The 14758-nt window shown below is 70.0% G+C and carries 16 protein-coding genes; 11 read left to right on the forward strand and 5 right to left on the reverse strand.

Features of this window, described 5'->3' with window-relative positions:
• Window positions 1–40: 40 nt before the first annotated feature.
• A complete protein-coding gene (locus KZC51_RS00650) occupies window positions 41–1021 on the reverse strand; it encodes an aldo/keto reductase (RefSeq protein ID WP_247628093.1) in 981 nt (326 codons plus the stop codon).
• Entirely contained in the window at window positions 1008–2303 is a 1296-nt protein-coding gene (locus tag KZC51_RS00655; RefSeq protein ID WP_247628094.1) for an L-fuconate dehydratase, read from the reverse strand. The genes KZC51_RS00650 and KZC51_RS00655 overlap by 14 nt, the downstream gene beginning before the upstream one ends.
• A 122-nt stretch (window positions 2304–2425) precedes the next feature.
• Between KZC51_RS00655 and KZC51_RS00660 the strand changes: the two genes are divergently transcribed.
• Together KZC51_RS00660 and KZC51_RS00665 are read left to right on the forward strand one after the other, a co-directional pair.
• Window positions 2426–3286: a fumarylacetoacetate hydrolase family protein gene (locus KZC51_RS00660; protein WP_247628095.1), complete on the forward strand. Its 861-nt coding sequence runs from the start codon at window positions 2426–2428 to the stop codon at window positions 3284–3286.
• A complete protein-coding gene (locus tag KZC51_RS00665; RefSeq protein ID WP_247628096.1) occupies window positions 3283–4035 on the forward strand; it encodes an SDR family NAD(P)-dependent oxidoreductase in 753 nt (250 codons plus the stop codon). Before KZC51_RS00660 ends, KZC51_RS00665 begins: the two co-directional genes overlap by 4 nt.
• 130 nt (window positions 4036–4165) lie before the next feature.
• Here KZC51_RS00665 and KZC51_RS00670 read toward each other — a convergent pair whose 3' ends face one another.
• A complete protein-coding gene (locus KZC51_RS00670; RefSeq protein ID WP_247628097.1) occupies window positions 4166–5134 on the reverse strand; it encodes an amidohydrolase family protein in 969 nt (322 codons plus the stop codon).
• Window positions 5135–5180: 46 nt separating this feature from the next.
• Between KZC51_RS00670 and KZC51_RS00675 the strand changes: the two genes are divergently transcribed.
• Window positions 5181–5858, forward strand: a complete 678-nt coding sequence (locus KZC51_RS00675) for a FadR/GntR family transcriptional regulator (RefSeq protein ID WP_247628098.1) — start codon at window positions 5181–5183, stop codon at window positions 5856–5858.
• Window positions 5859–5972: 114 nt separating this feature from the next.
• Here KZC51_RS00675 and KZC51_RS00680 read toward each other — a convergent pair whose 3' ends face one another.
• Window positions 5973–6635, reverse strand: coding sequence for a transaldolase family protein (locus KZC51_RS00680; RefSeq protein ID WP_247628099.1), 663 nt, complete (start codon window positions 6633–6635; stop codon window positions 5973–5975).
• A 123-nt stretch (window positions 6636–6758) separates the two neighbouring features.
• Between KZC51_RS00680 and KZC51_RS00685 the strand changes: the two genes are divergently transcribed.
• From KZC51_RS00685 to KZC51_RS00710, 6 genes are all read left to right on the forward strand, one after another.
• Complete coding sequence (locus KZC51_RS00685) at window positions 6759–7721, forward strand: ribokinase (protein ID WP_247628100.1); 963 nt, start codon at window positions 6759–6761, stop codon at window positions 7719–7721.
• A 31-nt stretch (window positions 7722–7752) separates the two neighbouring features.
• Entirely contained in the window at window positions 7753–8157 is a 405-nt protein-coding gene (gene rbsD, locus KZC51_RS00690) for a D-ribose pyranase (protein WP_247628101.1), read from the forward strand.
• A 1-nt stretch (window position 8158) separates the two neighbouring features.
• A complete protein-coding gene (locus KZC51_RS00695; protein ID WP_247628102.1) occupies window positions 8159–9007 on the forward strand; it encodes a GntR family transcriptional regulator in 849 nt (282 codons plus the stop codon).
• A gap of 65 nt (window positions 9008–9072) precedes the next feature.
• The gene (locus KZC51_RS00700) at window positions 9073–9426 is read left to right on the forward strand and encodes a cupin domain-containing protein (RefSeq protein ID WP_247628103.1); all 354 of its coding nucleotides are present in this window, start codon (window positions 9073–9075) and stop codon (window positions 9424–9426) included.
• A 23-nt stretch (window positions 9427–9449) separates the two neighbouring features.
• Window positions 9450–10508, forward strand: coding sequence for a PLP-dependent cysteine synthase family protein (locus KZC51_RS00705; protein WP_247628104.1), 1059 nt, complete (start codon window positions 9450–9452; stop codon window positions 10506–10508).
• Window positions 10509–10668: 160 nt separating this feature from the next.
• Window positions 10669–11184: a glycine cleavage system transcriptional repressor gene (locus KZC51_RS00710; protein WP_247628105.1), complete on the forward strand. Its 516-nt coding sequence runs from the start codon at window positions 10669–10671 to the stop codon at window positions 11182–11184.
• 124 nt (window positions 11185–11308) lie between these two features.
• On the opposite strand, the gene KZC51_RS00715 is transcribed toward KZC51_RS00710, so the two are convergent.
• Window positions 11309–11992, reverse strand: coding sequence for a FadR/GntR family transcriptional regulator (locus KZC51_RS00715; protein ID WP_247628106.1), 684 nt, complete (start codon window positions 11990–11992; stop codon window positions 11309–11311).
• 164 nt (window positions 11993–12156) lie between these two features.
• Between KZC51_RS00715 and KZC51_RS00720 the strand changes: the two genes are divergently transcribed.
• On the forward strand, window positions 12157–13392 hold the full coding sequence (locus KZC51_RS00720) for an aminotransferase class V-fold PLP-dependent enzyme (RefSeq protein WP_247628107.1): 1236 nt from the start codon (window positions 12157–12159) through the stop codon (window positions 13390–13392).
• Between the two features lie 54 nt (window positions 13393–13446).
• Complete coding sequence (locus tag KZC51_RS00725) at window positions 13447–14757, forward strand: ABC transporter substrate-binding protein (RefSeq protein ID WP_247628108.1); 1311 nt, start codon at window positions 13447–13449, stop codon at window positions 14755–14757.
• Window position 14758: the final 1 nt, after the last annotated feature.

Consider the following 14758-nt stretch of genomic DNA (forward strand, 5'->3'; position numbering starts at 1 on the left):
GGCTCCTCTCTCGGTCGGGTCGGTCTGGTCGGATGCGGCCTCAGCGCGCGGGGATCAGTCTCTCGGCCGCCAGCTCCTGCCAGAGCGCGGTCGGGATATCGAGTGCCGCGTACTCCGCATTCTGCACCAGCTGCGCCGGACGGCTGCCGCCGACGACCACCGCGCGCACCTCGGCGGCCTGCAGCGGGAACTGGATCGCGGCCGCCGGCAGGGGCACGTCGTGTGCGGCGCAGACCGCGGCGATGCGCACCAGCCGGTCCCACAGCGCATCGGGCAGCTGGCCGTACTCGTAGCGCGCGTCGCGGCGGGGCTCGCTCGCGGCGAGCAGTCCGGAGTTGAAGACGGATGCCGCGACGATCCCGGTCCCGGTCTCCCGGCAGGCCGGCAGCACGTCGACCGCGGCGGGCTGTTCGAGCAGCGTGTACCGGCCGGCGACCATGATCAGGTCGAGGTCGGCCGAGCGCACGGCCGCGGCGAGCGCCTCCGACACCATCGATCCGATGCCGATCGCGGTCACGCCGCCCTCGTCGCGCAGCTGCTGCATCGCGGGCAGCGCCTCGGCGAGCGCGAGGTCGAGGTCGTGCCGCTCCGGGTCGTGCAGGTAGAGCAGGTCGATGCGCTCAATCCCCAGACGCTCGCGCGACTCCTCGACGCTGGCGCGGATGCCGTCGGCTGAGAAGTCCCAGACGCGCTGCAGGTCGTCCGGCACGTGGAAGTCGTTCGCGGTGTCGAGGCCTCCCGCGTGCTCCGGGTTCGGCCGCAGCAGACGCCCGGCCTTGGTCGACAGCACGTACTCCTCGCGGGGCTTGGTCTGCAGGAACGAGCCGAGCCGACGCTCGGACAGCCCGAGTCCGTAGTGCGGGGCGGTGTCGTAGTAGCGGATGCCGCTCTCCCACGCCGCGTCCAGCACGGCCCAGGACTCCTCATCGCTGAGCGGGCGGAAGAGGTTGCCGACGTTCGCGGCGCCGTAGCCGAGCGTCGGGATGCGAAGGCGGGGCGTACCGGACTCAGGCGACGACATGCGCACCCGTCCACGTGTAGGCGGCGATGCTCTCGGCCTTCATCTGCATGCTCGCGCCGGGCGCGGTCGGCGCCATGTAGGAGCCGCCCTGGATGTCGGTGGGGACGACGAAGTGCTCGTGCAGGTGGTCGACGAACTCGATCATGCGGCCTTCGCGCGTGCCGGTGACGGCGACGAAGTCGAACATCGACAGGTGCTGCACGGCTTCGCACAGACCGACGCCGCCCGCGTGCGGGCACACCGGCACCCCGAACTTCGCGGCGAGCAGCAGGTTGGCGATGTTCTCGTTCACGCCGGCGACGCGCACCGCGTCGATCTGCATCACCGAGATCGCGTCGGCCTGCAGCAGCTGCTTGAAGATCACGCGGTTCTGCGCGTGCTCGCCGGTGGCGACGCGGATCGGCGCGATGCCGCGGGCGATCTCGGCGTGGCCGAGCACGTCGTCGGGGCTCGTGGGCTCCTCGATCCAGGCGGGATGGAACTCGGCAAGGGCGTTCACCCATTCGATCGCCTCGGACACCTCCCAGCGCTGGTTCGCGTCGATCGCGATGGGGAAGTCGGGGCCGCACACCTCGCGCGCCTTGCGGAAACGGCGGATGTCGTCGTCGAGGTCGGCGCCGACCTTGAGCTTGATCTGCGTGAATCCGTCGGCCATGGCCTCGCGGGCGAGTCGTTCGAGCTTCTCGTCGGAGTAGCCGAGCCAGCCGGGGCTGGTGGTGTAGCCGGGGTAGCCGGTGGCGAGCAGCTCCTGCTCGCGCGCGGCACGGCCGGGTTCGGCCGCGCGCAGGATCTCGAGCGCGTCCTCGCGGGTCAGCGCGTTGGTGAGGTAGCGGAAGTCGACCAGGTCGACGAGCTCCTCCGGCGTCATCCGGGCGAGGAGCTGCCACAGCGGCAGCCCGGCGCGCTTGGCCTTGATGTCCCACAGCGCGTTGATGACCGCGCCGATGGCCATGTGCATGACGCCCTTCTCCGGGCCGAGCCAGCGCAGCTGCGAGTCGCCGATGATGTCGCGGAAGGTGCCGCCCATGTCATCCAGCAGCGGCTCGATCTCGCGCCCGACCAGGTGTCCGGCCAACGCATCGATCGCGGCGACCTGCACATCGTTGCCGCGACCGATCGTGAACACGAACGCGTGTCCTTCGATGCCGTCGGCGGCGTCGGTGCGCACGATCACGTAGGCCGCGGAGTAGTCGGGGTCGGGGTTCATGGCATCCGAGCCGTCGAGACTGAGCGACGTGGGGAAGCGGATGTCGGTGGTGTCGAGTGCGACGATACGGCTCACGGGGGTTCCTCTCCATGCACGGAGAAATCCCGTGCAGACCTCTTGGAGTGTAAACATCCGATGTCTATACTGTCAACGAGACAGGCCGTCGCACGGCGGCTCCCCGACGAATCAGGAGAATCATGAAGTTCGCGCGGCTTGGCGACCCAGGGAGCGAGATTCCCGTCCTCATCGAGGGCGATCGCCACCTCGACCTCCGCCCTCTGACATCCGATGTAGACGGCGACTTCCTCGCCGGCGACTTCCGCGCTCGCGTCGCCGCAGCGCTGGCCGCCGACGAGCTCCCCGAACTCGAGGATGCCGCATCCCTCCGCATCGGCGCTCCGATCGCGCGACCGAGCGCCGTGATCTGCATCGGCATGAACTACGCCGCCCATGCGGCCGAGTCCGGCTCGGAGCCGCCGACCATCCCGATCATCTTCCTGAAGACCCCGAACACGGTGGTCGGGCCGAATGATGCGGTGACGATCCCGCGCGGCAGCGAGAAGACGGACTGGGAGGTCGAGCTCGGCATCGTGATCGGCACCCGTGCCGCCTACCTCGACTCCCCCGAGGAATCTCTCGCCCACGTCGCCGGCTTCGTCGCCGCGAACGACGTCTCCGAGCGCGCCTTCCAGATGGAGGTCTCCGGCGGCCAGTGGTCCAAGGGCAAGATCGCTCCCGGGTTCAACCCGACCGGCCCCTGGCTGGTCACCCCCGACGAGGTGGACCACCACTCCCTCGGCCTGCGCAGCTTCGTGAACGGCGAGCCGCGGCAGGACTCGAACACGAGCGACATGATCTTCCCGGTCGAGCACATCGTGCACCATCTGTCGCAGTACGTGACCCTGGAGCCGGGCGACCTCATCCTCACCGGCACCCCGCAGGGCGTCGCACTGTCGGGCAAGTACCCCTACCTCGCCGCCGGCGACGTGGTCGAGATCGAGATCGACGGCCTCGGCCGTCAGCGCCAGGAGTTCGTGGCATGGGAGGCACAGAGATGACCGCACCACTGGACGGACTCGTGGCGATCGTCACGGGCGGGGCATCCGGGCTCGGAGCCGCGATCGCGGAGCGCCTGCACGATGACGGCGCGCAGATCGCCGTGCTCGACCGCGACACCACTCATGCGGATGAGAAGTTCGCCGCGTTCACCGCCGACGTCTCCGACCGCGCCAGCGTCGACGCCGCAGTCGCCGCTGTCGCCGCGCAGTTCGGCCGCATCGACATCGTCGTCAACAACGCGGGCATCGGCGCCCAGGGCGACATCGCCGCGAACGATGACGACGAGTGGGCCCGCGTGCTGTCGATCAACGTCACCGGTATCGCCCGGGTCACCGCGGCCGCACTGCCCTGGTTGCGCGAGTCGCCCGCCGCGGCGATCTGCAACACTGCATCCATCGCGTCGACGACCGGACTCCCGCAGCGCGCCCTGTACAGCGCGTCGAAGGGGGCCGTGTCCGCGCTCACCCGCGCGATGGCCACCGACCACCTGCGCGAGGGCATCCGCGTGAACGCCGTGAACCCCGGCACCGCCGACACCCCCTGGGTCGGACGCCTGCTGGACTCGGCCACCGATCCCGCCGCCGAGCGCGCCGCGCTGGCCGCTCGCCAGCCGCACGGCCGTCTGGTCAGCCCGGACGAGGTCGCCGGAGCCGTCGCCTACCTGGTGTCGCCGGCATCGGGTTCGACGACCGGCACCTTCCTCGAGGTCGACGGCGGCATGGCGTCGCTGCGACCGCGACCGGAGTAGCGCCGCGAAGCATCCCTCTCTCGCGAGGGGTCAAGACACGCCGCGCCGCACGTTCGTGCTGCGGCGTGTCTTGACCCCTCGCGACCTGGAGAGCTCTTCGCGACGTGGCGGATGACCGGAGCGGATGCGCTCAGCCGCGGAGCCACCCGAGGATGCCGCGGCGACGCGGGGCCGCATCAGACACCGCCGTGGGGCGCGCGTCCGTCCGGTAGAAGCGTTCGGCGTTCGACCACATGACGGCGTCGACGTCGTGACCCCTGTCCGCGGCCCACGCGGCGACGGCATCGGCCCAGCGCGACCTGGCCGTGTACTGGTAGGTCGGCGCGCCGTCGGCCGGAGCGTGCGGGTCTCCGTCTTCCGCGGGGCCGATGACGGACACGGGCCAGTCGCTCCCCCACATCAGTCGCTCGGGCCCGAAGGCGTCGGCGGCGGCATCGAGGAACGGCTCCAGCTGCGCGGCATCCCAGTCGCCGCCGGCCTCGCCAGGAAGGCCGGAGAGCTTGCAGAACACCTCCGCATGCCGCGACAGCTCGTCGAGGTCGCGCACCCACTCGGTCGTCGGGGCGAGCGGAGCCGCGGCCGTGCCCACCGCGGGCTTGCCGAGGTGGTCGAGCACCATCCGCAGCTCGGGGATCGCTCCGGCCAAGCGCGCGATCTCGGGCAGCTGCTCGGCGCGGACGCAGGCATCGAAGCTCCACCCGCGGTTCGCCACCTCACGGGCACCTGTGACGAACGCGGCCGACACCGCCATCCCGTCCGGCTCACCCTGCAGGTTGTGCCGCACGCCGACCACGAGCGGCTCGGCGGCCAGACCGTCGAGATGCGCGACCGTATCGGAACCGCGATCGAGCCGCGCCCCGGCGACGATCCCGACGACACCCACCGCCTCCGCCATGTCCGCCACCCAGCGCACCTCGTCGAGGAAGCGGTCCTCGACCGTCTCCGCCTGCACGAACACCGCCCTCTCGGTCGTGGCGCGCTCCACGCGGGCGTGCGCGAGCTCGGTGTCGGCGAATCGGAACGCGAGCGGACCTTCCAACCAGTCATACGCGAGAAGCTCCGGATCCCAGAGGTGCAGGTGTGAATCGAGAACGCGCATGCGACCATCCTGCCCCAGACATCCGATCAATCGCTAGGATGACGCCATGGCTGTCACAGACGATGCGATCGAGAAGATCAAGGCGATGATCGTGTCGGGCGAGCTGGCCCCCGGCGATCGGCTGCCGCCGGAGAAGGAGCTGTCCGAACGCCTCGGCCTCTCACGCAACTCGATGCGCGAGGCCGTGAAGGCGCTCGAAGTCATCCGCATCCTCGACGTGCGCCGCGGCGACGGCACTTATGTGACGAGCCTGGAGCCGCACCTGCTGCTCGAGGCGATCTCGTTCGTGGTCGACATGCACGACGACGACTCGATGCTCGAGATCTTCGCCGTGCGGCGCATGCTGGAGTCGCAGGCCACCGGCCTCGCCGCGACGCTGGGCAGCGATGACGAGATCGCGGCCCTGGTGCAGGAGGTGGCCAGCATCGATGCCTCGGTCAGCATCGAGGCGCTGGTCGAGCACGACATCCGCTTCCACCGCGAGATCGTGCGCATGGCGGGCAACTCCTACCTCGCGAGCCTCATCGAGCACCTGAGCAGCCAGACCGTCCGCGCGCGGGTGTGGCGCGGGCTCACCGAGGGCGGCGTGGTCGAGCGCACGCTGTCGGAGCACCGCGCCATCGCCGACGCGATCGCCCTGCGCGACCCCTCGCTCGCGACATCGCTCGCCACGGCCCACATCGCCGGTGTCGAGCGCTGGTTGCGGCAGGCGGCATCCGCATAGCCGGTTCACAACTCCTCCAGAATCCGCACCGGGTTGCCCCGCGCCGCGCGATTCCGGCACCGATCCGAGCGAACCGCCCGATCTTTGCGGAGTTATGAACGCGAGCTGCGCTCCTCAGGCCCCGAGACGCACCATGGCCGCGTCGAACTCGGCGGCCGAGCTGTCGCTGACCCCGTGGAACATCACCTGGTCGATCACGTCGGGGGCCGCGGTGAAATAGGGCACTCCGGCCAGACGCAGTCCGGTGATGTCATCCGCCGAGCGCAGCGATGCCGCGAGCACGTTCGATCCACTGCCCGCGCACACCTCCTGCATCCGGGCGATCACGAAGTCCCCGTCGATGCCGGCGTCCCGCATGCGACCGAGGTAGGGCGCGATGTAGTGCGCTCCGATCGAGGCGCAGGCCAGTGCCTGCGCGATCGAGTAGACGGCGGTGACGAGCACCGTGGCGCCGTCGCGGACCAGAGCGGATGCCGCAGCGAAACCGTCGGCGGTCGCCGGCACCTTCACGGCCACCCGGTCGCCGAGCGCGCGGATGCCCTCGGCGTTGCGCAGGAAGGAGGCGGTGTCCCCTCCCCAGGTCTGGAAGAAGATCTCGCGCGCTCCCTCCTCCGCCCAACGCGCATAGAGGTCGGGGATCTCGGCGGCAGCGCGTCCGCCGCGCTCGAGGATCGTGGGGTTGGTCGTCACACCGTGAACGACCCCTGCCCTGAGGAGCCGGGAGACGCGATCGACGTCTGCGCTGTCGACATAGAGGCGGGGCGCGATCGCGGTCATCGGGTCTCCTTGCGAGCAACCTGTCGTTACAGGTTCAGCTTCGGCTAATGTAATGACAGCCGCCGACGATGTCAAAGACACAGATGGCGTACCCGCATGCTGTCGAAGAAGATCAGGAGCGACATGTCTCTCGCACACCCCGCCGACCGCTCAGGCGTCGTCATCATCGGAAGCGTCACCGCCGATGTGACCACCTTCTCGCAGCGGCTCCCCGCTCGCGGAGAGACCATCCTGGGCGATGAGTTCACCCTGATGCTGGGCGGCAAGGGCGCGAACCAGGCCGTCGCGGCCGGGCGCTCCGGGGCACGCACGAGCTTCGTCGGCTGCGTCGGAGACGATCTGTTCCACGACCTCGTCGTGAACGGGCTCAGCGACGCGGGTGTCGACCTGGCCCACCTGCGCACCGTGCCGGGTCCGACCGGCATCGCCCACATCCGCGTCGACTCCTCCGCGCAGAACGACATCGTCATGGTGCCGCTCGCGAACGCCGCGCTGAGCACCGAGCAGATCGACACCGCGCTCGCCGCCCTCTCCTCGACCACCTCTGTACTGCTCACCCAGCTCGAGACCCCCTCGGCGCTGACGGCCCACATCACCGCGCGCGGACGCGAGCACGGCATGACCGTGATCCTCGATCCCGCACCGGCGGCTCCCCTCCCCGCGGAGGTCTGGAGCAGCATCGACATCGTCACGCCGAACGAGACCGAGGCCACGCTCATCAGCGGCATCGAGGTCACCGATGCGGACTCCGCCGAGCGCGCGGGCCGCTGGTTCCTGGAGCAGGGCGTCGGCGCCGCGGTCATCACCCTCGCCGGTCAGGGCTCGTGCGTCGTGACGGCCGACGGCTCGACCGTGGTGCCGCCGTTCCCGGTGGAGGCCGTCGACACGACCGCCGCCGGCGACGCCTACGCGGGCTACCTCGGGGCCGCCCTTGCGAACGGGAGCACGCTCACGGATGCCGTGCGCCTCGCGACCGCCGCCGGCGCGCTCACGGTGACCAAGCAGGGAGCCTCGCCCAGCCTGCCGCTGCGGGTCGAGGTCGACGCCTTCCTCGCCGCGCGCGAATCCGCGCCCGTGGCGAACTGATCCGCATACGCGGCCGACGGAGGAACACCCGATGCGCAAGACAGCCACGACGATCAACCCGGCGCTCTCGCGCGTGATCAGTGAGACCGGACACACCGACCTGCTGGTCGTGACGGATGCCGGCCTGCCGATCCCCCCGTCGTCGGAGCGGATCGACCTCGCCTACCGCCCTGGCGCACCGGCGTTCCTCGACGTCCTCGACACCGTGCTCGCCGAGCTCGTGGTCGAGGGCGCGACGGTCTCGGCCGAAGTCGCGGAGAAGAGCCCAGAGGTGCTCGAAGCGCTGCGCGAGCGCTTCGCCGGCATGGGGTTCGAGATCGAGCTCATCCCGCACGTCGAGTTCAAGAAGCTGACCCACCAGGCCCGCGCGTTCGTGCGCTCGGGGGAGTTCACCCCCTATGCGAACGTGATCCTCCACGCGGGGGTCGCGTACTGACATGAGCGAGACGATCACCAGGAGCGACACCGTGTCCGACGCCACCGGCGTCGACGCGATCGACCGCCACTCGGCGGCCCCGATGTACGACCAGCTGCGCCAGCTCATCATCGACGGCATCGCCCGCGACGGTCTGCAGCCGGGCGACCCGCTGCCCGGGGAGCACCGGCTCTGCGAGCGCTACGGCATCTCGCGCACGGTCGTGCGCCAGGCCCTCGCGCAGCTGGAGCACGAGGGCCTGGTCGAGCGGGTGAAGGGCAAGGGCACGTTCGTGTCGCGCCCGCGCACGAGCGAGAGCCTGGTGCACACGCTGGTCGGCCTGTACGACGACGTCGAGCGGCGCGGCGGCCACGTGCACAGCGACGTGCTGCGCCACGAGCGCACGACCGCCGACGAGGAGATCGCCCTGGCCCTCGACGTGCCGGTCGGATCTCCGGTCGTCGTGCTCGAACGCCTGCGGCACGTCGACGGCGAGCCGTGGTCGCTCTCCACGACCTGGATGCCGGAAGTTGTCGGCACCCTCACCCTCGGCGTCGACCTCGCCGAGCGCTCGCTGTACCGACTGCTGGCCGAGAACGGCATCGTCGCGACGAGCGGCGTGCGCTCGGCAGAGGCCACCGTGGCCACGCACGAGCAGGCGCAGCACCTCGGCGTCAGCGCCGGCTCGGCTCTGCTCCGCCTGCGCAGTGTCAGCCGCGGCGAGGACGGCGCACCGATCGAGTACTTCGTGGCCTACCACCGCGGCGATCGCTCGCGCTTCGAGTTCCAGCTGCAGCAGGAGCAGTCGCAGGCCTCGCTGCTGCACATCGACGGCGACGGCGGCACCTCGCGCGCCGGCACGGTGAGCTGAGCGGTCGACTGCACGCGCTCCAAGTACCCCTGACCATCGCGCCGTCGCGGGTGTACCGTCGCCGCATGATCACCGACGATCCCACCCTCACCAACCCCGATCACTACCGCACTCTCTGGGAGAACGAGCACGTCCGCGTGCTCGAATACACCGACCAGCCCGGCGACAGGACGACGCCGCACGACCATCCGAACAGTGTGATGGTCACCCTCAGCGACTTCTCCCGCCGACTCAGTGCGGGCGAGCGCACCTTCGACACCGCGCTCACCGCCGGGCAGGCCGTGTGGCTCGCGGCGCAGCGCCATTCCGGAGAGAACACCGGCACCACGCCCACCCACACGATCCTCATCGAGCTCAAGGGCGATGCGGCGGGCGAGCCGAGCGCCGCGGTGCTGGGACCCGAGCACCCGCGGGAGTGAGCGGGCGCGTTACCCTCGAGATCATGACCTCCTGGACCAGCACCGCGATCGCCCTGCTGGAGGCCGACGCCAACCGCAGCGCCGACACGCACCTGCATCTGTTCCCGCTGCCACCCGAGTGGGGCATCGACCTGTATCTGAAGGACGAGTCGGTGCATCCCACCGGCTCGCTCAAGCACCGGCTCGCCCGCTCGCTGCTGCTGTACGGCCTGGTGAACGGCCGCATCCGTGAGGACACCACGCTGGTCGAGTCGTCCAGCGGCTCCACGGCGGTGTCCGAGGCGTACTTCGCACGGATGCTGGGACTGCCGTTCGTGACGGTCGTCCCCCGCTCGACCAGCCAGGAGAAGATCGACCTCATCGAGTTCTACGGCGGCCGCTGCCACTTCGTCGACCGCGCGGAGGACATGTCGCCCGAGGCCCAGCGGCTCGCCGCCGACTGCCACGGCCACTACCTCGACCAGTTCACGTTCGCCGAGCGCGCGACCGACTGGCGCGGCAACAACAACATCGCCGAGAGCGTGTTCAGCCAGCTGGCGCAGGAGCGGCATCCGATCCCGCGCTGGATCGTCGTGGGCGCGGGCACCGGCGGCACGAGCGCGACCTTCGGCCGGTACGTGAGGTACCGCCGCCACGAGACGCAGATCGCCGTGGTCGACCCGGAGGGCTCCGCCTTCTACGACGGCTGGAAGGGCACGCCGGATGCTCCGGCGGGACGCCCGAGTCGCATCGAGGGCATCGGCCGACCGCGGGTGGAGGCGTCGTTCGTGCCGAGCGTGATCGACGAGATGATCCAGGTGCCCGACGCCGGCTCCATCGCCGCCATCCGCCTGCTGCGGGAGCGCACGCTGCACTGGGCGGGCGGCTCGACCGGCACCAACCTGTACGGTGCGTTCCAGCTGATCGCGCGGATGCGGGCGGCCGGAGAGACGGGCAGCGTCGTGACGCTCATCTGCGACAGCGGCATCCGCTACGCCGGCACCTACTTCAACGACGAATGGGTCGCCGACCAGGGCTGGGACCTCGCCCCGCACCGCGCGCGACTCGACGCGTTCCTGGAGTCCGGCGTCTGGGTCGAGTAGCCGCACGCCCTGGGTCCCCGAGCCTGTCGAAGGGCTCGCGTCCCGCCGGTTCACAACTCCTCAAGACCGCGCCTGATCGAACCGCTTGCGGGCAACTGAGGTCCCTGAACCTCCGTCCTTGAGGAGTTATGAACAGCGACCCGCGGGCTACGCTGGCCGCATGACTACTCTGATCCTCACCGTCGCCGGCGCCGACCGCCCCGGCCTGGTGGCAGCCGTCGCCGATGTCGTCGACGCGCACGGCGGAAACTGGGAGAACAGCTCGCTGGCCGAGCTCGCCGGCACCTTCGCCGGAGTGATCGAGGTCTCGGTCCCGGCCGAGCGCTCCGACGAGCTGCAGTCGGCACTGCGGGGACTGCAGGGACAGGGACTGCTGACCCTCGCCGTGCTCACCGGCACGGCCGACACCGCGGGCGTCGACGACCAGCTGCTCGAGATCCGAGTCCTCGGCAACGACCGCCCCGGCATCGTGCGCGATGTCTCCGGCGTCCTCAGCGCCCATGCCCTCAGCATCGAGGAGCTGGCCACGGAGACGCGGGATGCGGCGATGGCCGGTGGGCGCCTGTTCGAGGCCTCCGTCACGGCCCGCGTTCCGTCGTCGGTCGACCTCGACGCGCTGCGCGACGATCTCGAGCGCCTGGCCGCCGAGATCCAGGTCGACATCACGCTCGGCTGAGCCGCCTCCGCGCTCAGCGCACCGAAACCCAGACGATCCCGCATCCGGGCGGCGCGCCGTCGGCCGACGCGCTGACCTCATCGCACCTCGTCTGGGTTTTCGCGCGCCCTCGGCGAGAAGCTCCTCAGTCCTCGACGTCGGTGTACCGGCGCACCCAGTACTCGGTGTACGCCACGTGCGACGAGGCCGCGGCACTCGCAGCGACAGGGTCGGCGGCGGCGAGTCCGCGCAGGATGGCGCGGTGGCCCGCATCCGAATGCAGCTTGAGCTCGGCGGCATCGTGCGCGTCGGGGATGCGGTACGCCCGCGATCGGGAGCGCAGCACATCGATCAGGCTCGTCAGCGCCTCGTTGCCGGCGACGCGCGAGATCGTCATGTGGAAGTCGTGGTCCAGCCGTGAGTGATCCTCGAAGTCGTCGCTCGCCTCGATCTCCTTGAGGATGCCGTCGAGCCGCTCGATGGTCTCGGCGTCGATGCGGGCCGCGGCGAGCGCGGCGGCATGCGGCTCGAGCACCCGGCGCAGCTCGGTGAGCTCCAGCACCCCGGCCATCGGCAGCAGTCCGACCGTGAGCGACAGGCTGCCGATCAGATCCGCGGCCCTCAGTTCGCTGACGTAGCTTCCCGATCCGTGGCGCGTGTCGAGCACCCCGAGCGCCGCGAGCATCCGGATCGCCTCACGCAGCGATCCGCGCGAGACTCCGAGTCGTTCGCAGAGCTCGCCCTCGCTCGGCAGGCGGTCGCCCGGGCGCAGCGCACCGTCGGCGATCAGCGCCCGCAGCCCGTGCAGCGCCGTGTCCAGTGCGCTCATCGCCATCCTCCCCGACGCCGTCCACCCTTCTGCGAGTCTGGCGGATGACGTCGTCTCGGCAAATTCGTATGACAACTATGTTTCATCTTCACCTTTTCGTGGCGGTTTCGGAACTCCTATGGCAAAGTTGTGCAACAACTCGCCACTCTCCCCGATGAGGACCTATGCCCGTCTCGCCCTTCCCCGCTCCGCTCACGCTGCACTCCGGCGTCAGGGCCCGGGATGCGTGGCCGCTGGATCCCGGTGTGATCCACCTCAACCACGGGTCGTTCGGCGCGGTGCCCACCGCCGTCGTCACCCACCAGGACGCGCTGCGTCGTCAGGCCGACCTGAGCCCCGTCGAGTGGTTTCCCCGCATCGGCGAGCGCGTGCGCGCAGCCCGCGAGCGGACCGCCCCCTTCGTCGGCGCGCGTGCCGACGACAGCGTCTTCGTGCCGAACGCCTCTGCCGCCGCGACCGTGGTGTATAACGCGCTGCAGCTGGAGCACGACGACGAGATCCTGGTGACCGACCAGGGCTACGGGGCGATCACGATGGGCGCGCAGCGTCTCGCGCGCCGCTTCGGTGCCACCGTCCGCACGGTCGAGCTTCCGCTGCTCGCCTCCGACGACGAGGTGGTGCAGCGCTTCGACGACGCCTTCACCCCGCGCACCCGGCTGATCGTGGTCGACCAGATCACCTCCCCCACAGCCCGCCTGCTGCCCACCCGCCGCATCGCCGAGCTCGCGGCCACCCGCGGAGTGCGCACGCTCGTCGACGGCGCGCACGCCCCCGGCCTGATCGCCGATGCGGCCGCGGTCGCCGGTGGTGACTGGTGGTTCGGCAACCTGCACAAGTGGCCCTGCGCCCCGCGGGGCTCGGCGCTCCTCGTCACGAACGCCTCCGACCGCGACGAACTGTGGCCGCTGATCGACTCCTGGGCCGCGAACGAGCCCTATCCCGTGCGCTTCGACACCCAGGGCACCATCGATGCGACGACCTATCTGAGCACACCGGTGGCGATCGACTACATCGAGGGCGAGTTCGGCTGGGCGAACGCCCGCACGGCCATGTCGGAGCGGGCGGATGCCGGCGCCGAGATCATCGCCGAGGCCCTGCGCCCCTACGGCGACGAGGACCCGCTGACCCCGCTGCCGTCCGCTGTGCCGTCGATGCGTCTCGTGCGGCTGCCGCTCGGACTCGGCGCCTCCCGCGAAGAGGCCGACGAGCTGCGCATGCAGCTGCTCGACGAGACCGGCGTAGAGACGGCGTTCACCAGCTTCCGCGGCATCGGCTACTTCCGCCTGTCGGCGCACCTGTACACCGAGGCCTCCGACTTCGAGGCCTTCGTGGAGCGCTGCATCCCGCAGATCCTGCAGCGCGCCGGCATCCGCCCTGCCCCCTCCCTCGTCATCCCCTGACGCGCGTCATCGCGCACCCAGACCCGCACCACCCACCCAACTGAGAGGCACATCGTGAAGCACAAGATCTTGACGACCGCCGCGGGGTTCGGCACCGTCGCCGTCCTCGCGCTCACCGGCTGTTCGGCAGGAGGCGGCCCGTCCGCCGACGGCACCGTCACCCTGCAGATGGTCGAGAGCCTGACCAATCCCGCTCGCACGGAGCTGATCCGCGGCATGCTCGACGAGTTCGAGAAGGAGAACCCGAAGATCAAGGTCAACCTGGTCTCCCCTCCCACCGAGCAGGCGGACCAGAAGATCCAGCAGATGCTGCAGTCCGGCAAGGGTGTCGACCTCCTCGAGGTCCGCGACATCACGGTCGGCCCGTTCGCGAACAACGGCTGGCTCTACGACCTCGGCCCCGACCTCGAGAAGTGGGACGGCTGGGATGCCCTGACCGACAACGCGCAGTCCGCCTCGGTCGCCGCGGACGGCAAGAGCTACTTCGTCCCCTACGGCTTCTACGGCCTGTCGCTGTTCTACCGCACCGACCTCGTGAAGGATGCGGGCTTCGACGGCCCTCCGCACAGCTGGAAGGATCTGCTCGAGCAGGCCAGCGCGATCCAGGATCCGTCGAACAACATCTACGGCTACGCCTTCCGTGGCGGCGCGAACGCCAACAGCAACGTGGTCGCCGCGATCGAGGCGTACACGATCGACGGCCTCGACGTCGACGACGCGTTCCTGATGGAGGACGGTTCGACGATCTTCGCCGCCCCCGAGGCGCAGGATGCCGTCGACGACTACTTCGACCTGTTCACCAAGGCCTCCCCGCCTTCCGCCGTGTCGTGGGGCTACCCCGAGATGGTCGCCGGCTTCACGAACGGCACCACCGCTTTCCTGTTGCAGGATCCCGAGGTCATCGCGACCGTGCAGGACTCCTCGCTGACCGAGGATCAGTGGGACACGGCACCCCTGCTGGTCGGCCCCTCCGGCAAGGCTGCGCAGCCTCTGGCCGTGGCCGGCTGGGGCGTCGCCGAGAAGAGCGAGAACAAGGAGGCGGCCGTGAAGCTGGTCGAGTTCCTGTCGTCGGCGGAGCCCGCGACCGAGTTCGCGCAGGCCAACAGCCTGGTGCCGATCATCGCCTCCGCCGCGGATGACGACTTCTACTCGACCGGCCCCTGGACGAGCTACGTCACCATGACGGAGGACCCCGAGACCTACGTCAACGTGCGTCAGCCGCGCGGGGTCAGCTGGTGGACCGAGTGGATCCAGAAGTCCGACCAGGATGTGCAGAACGTGCTGCTCGGCAACATGTCGACCAGCGACCTGCTCGCCTCCTGGGACACCTTCTGGACCGAGAAGTACGCCGCGGAGAAGGGGTGAT

Source organism: Microbacterium croceum, assembly GCF_023091245.1.
GTDB classification, from domain to species: Bacteria; Actinomycetota; Actinomycetes; order Actinomycetales; family Microbacteriaceae; genus Microbacterium; species Microbacterium croceum.

Coding starts and splice junctions, on each gene's coding strand:
- KZC51_RS00650 (WP_247628093.1), bottom strand. CDS start 1,021: ATGTCGTCGCCTGAGTCCGGTACGCCCCGCCTTCGCATCCCGACGCTC.
- KZC51_RS00660 (WP_247628095.1), top strand. CDS start 2,426: ATGAAGTTCGCGCGGCTTGGCGACCCAGGGAGCGAGATTCCCGTCCTC.
- KZC51_RS00665 (WP_247628096.1), top strand. CDS start 3,283: ATGACCGCACCACTGGACGGACTCGTGGCGATCGTCACGGGCGGGGCA.
- KZC51_RS00670 (WP_247628097.1), bottom strand. CDS start 5,134: ATGCGCGTTCTCGATTCACACCTGCACCTCTGGGATCCGGAGCTTCTC.
- KZC51_RS00675 (WP_247628098.1), top strand. CDS start 5,181: ATGGCTGTCACAGACGATGCGATCGAGAAGATCAAGGCGATGATCGTG.
- KZC51_RS00680 (WP_247628099.1), bottom strand. CDS start 6,635: ATGACCGCGATCGCGCCCCGCCTCTATGTCGACAGCGCAGACGTCGAT.
- KZC51_RS00685 (WP_247628100.1), top strand. CDS start 6,759: ATGTCTCTCGCACACCCCGCCGACCGCTCAGGCGTCGTCATCATCGGA.
- rbsD (WP_247628101.1), top strand. CDS start 7,753: ATGCGCAAGACAGCCACGACGATCAACCCGGCGCTCTCGCGCGTGATC.
- KZC51_RS00695 (WP_247628102.1), top strand. CDS start 8,159: ATGAGCGAGACGATCACCAGGAGCGACACCGTGTCCGACGCCACCGGC.
- KZC51_RS00700 (WP_247628103.1), top strand. CDS start 9,073: ATGATCACCGACGATCCCACCCTCACCAACCCCGATCACTACCGCACT.
- KZC51_RS00705 (WP_247628104.1), top strand. CDS start 9,450: ATGACCTCCTGGACCAGCACCGCGATCGCCCTGCTGGAGGCCGACGCC.
- KZC51_RS00710 (WP_247628105.1), top strand. CDS start 10,669: ATGACTACTCTGATCCTCACCGTCGCCGGCGCCGACCGCCCCGGCCTG.
- KZC51_RS00715 (WP_247628106.1), bottom strand. CDS start 11,992: ATGAGCGCACTGGACACGGCGCTGCACGGGCTGCGGGCGCTGATCGCC.
- KZC51_RS00720 (WP_247628107.1), top strand. CDS start 12,157: ATGCCCGTCTCGCCCTTCCCCGCTCCGCTCACGCTGCACTCCGGCGTC.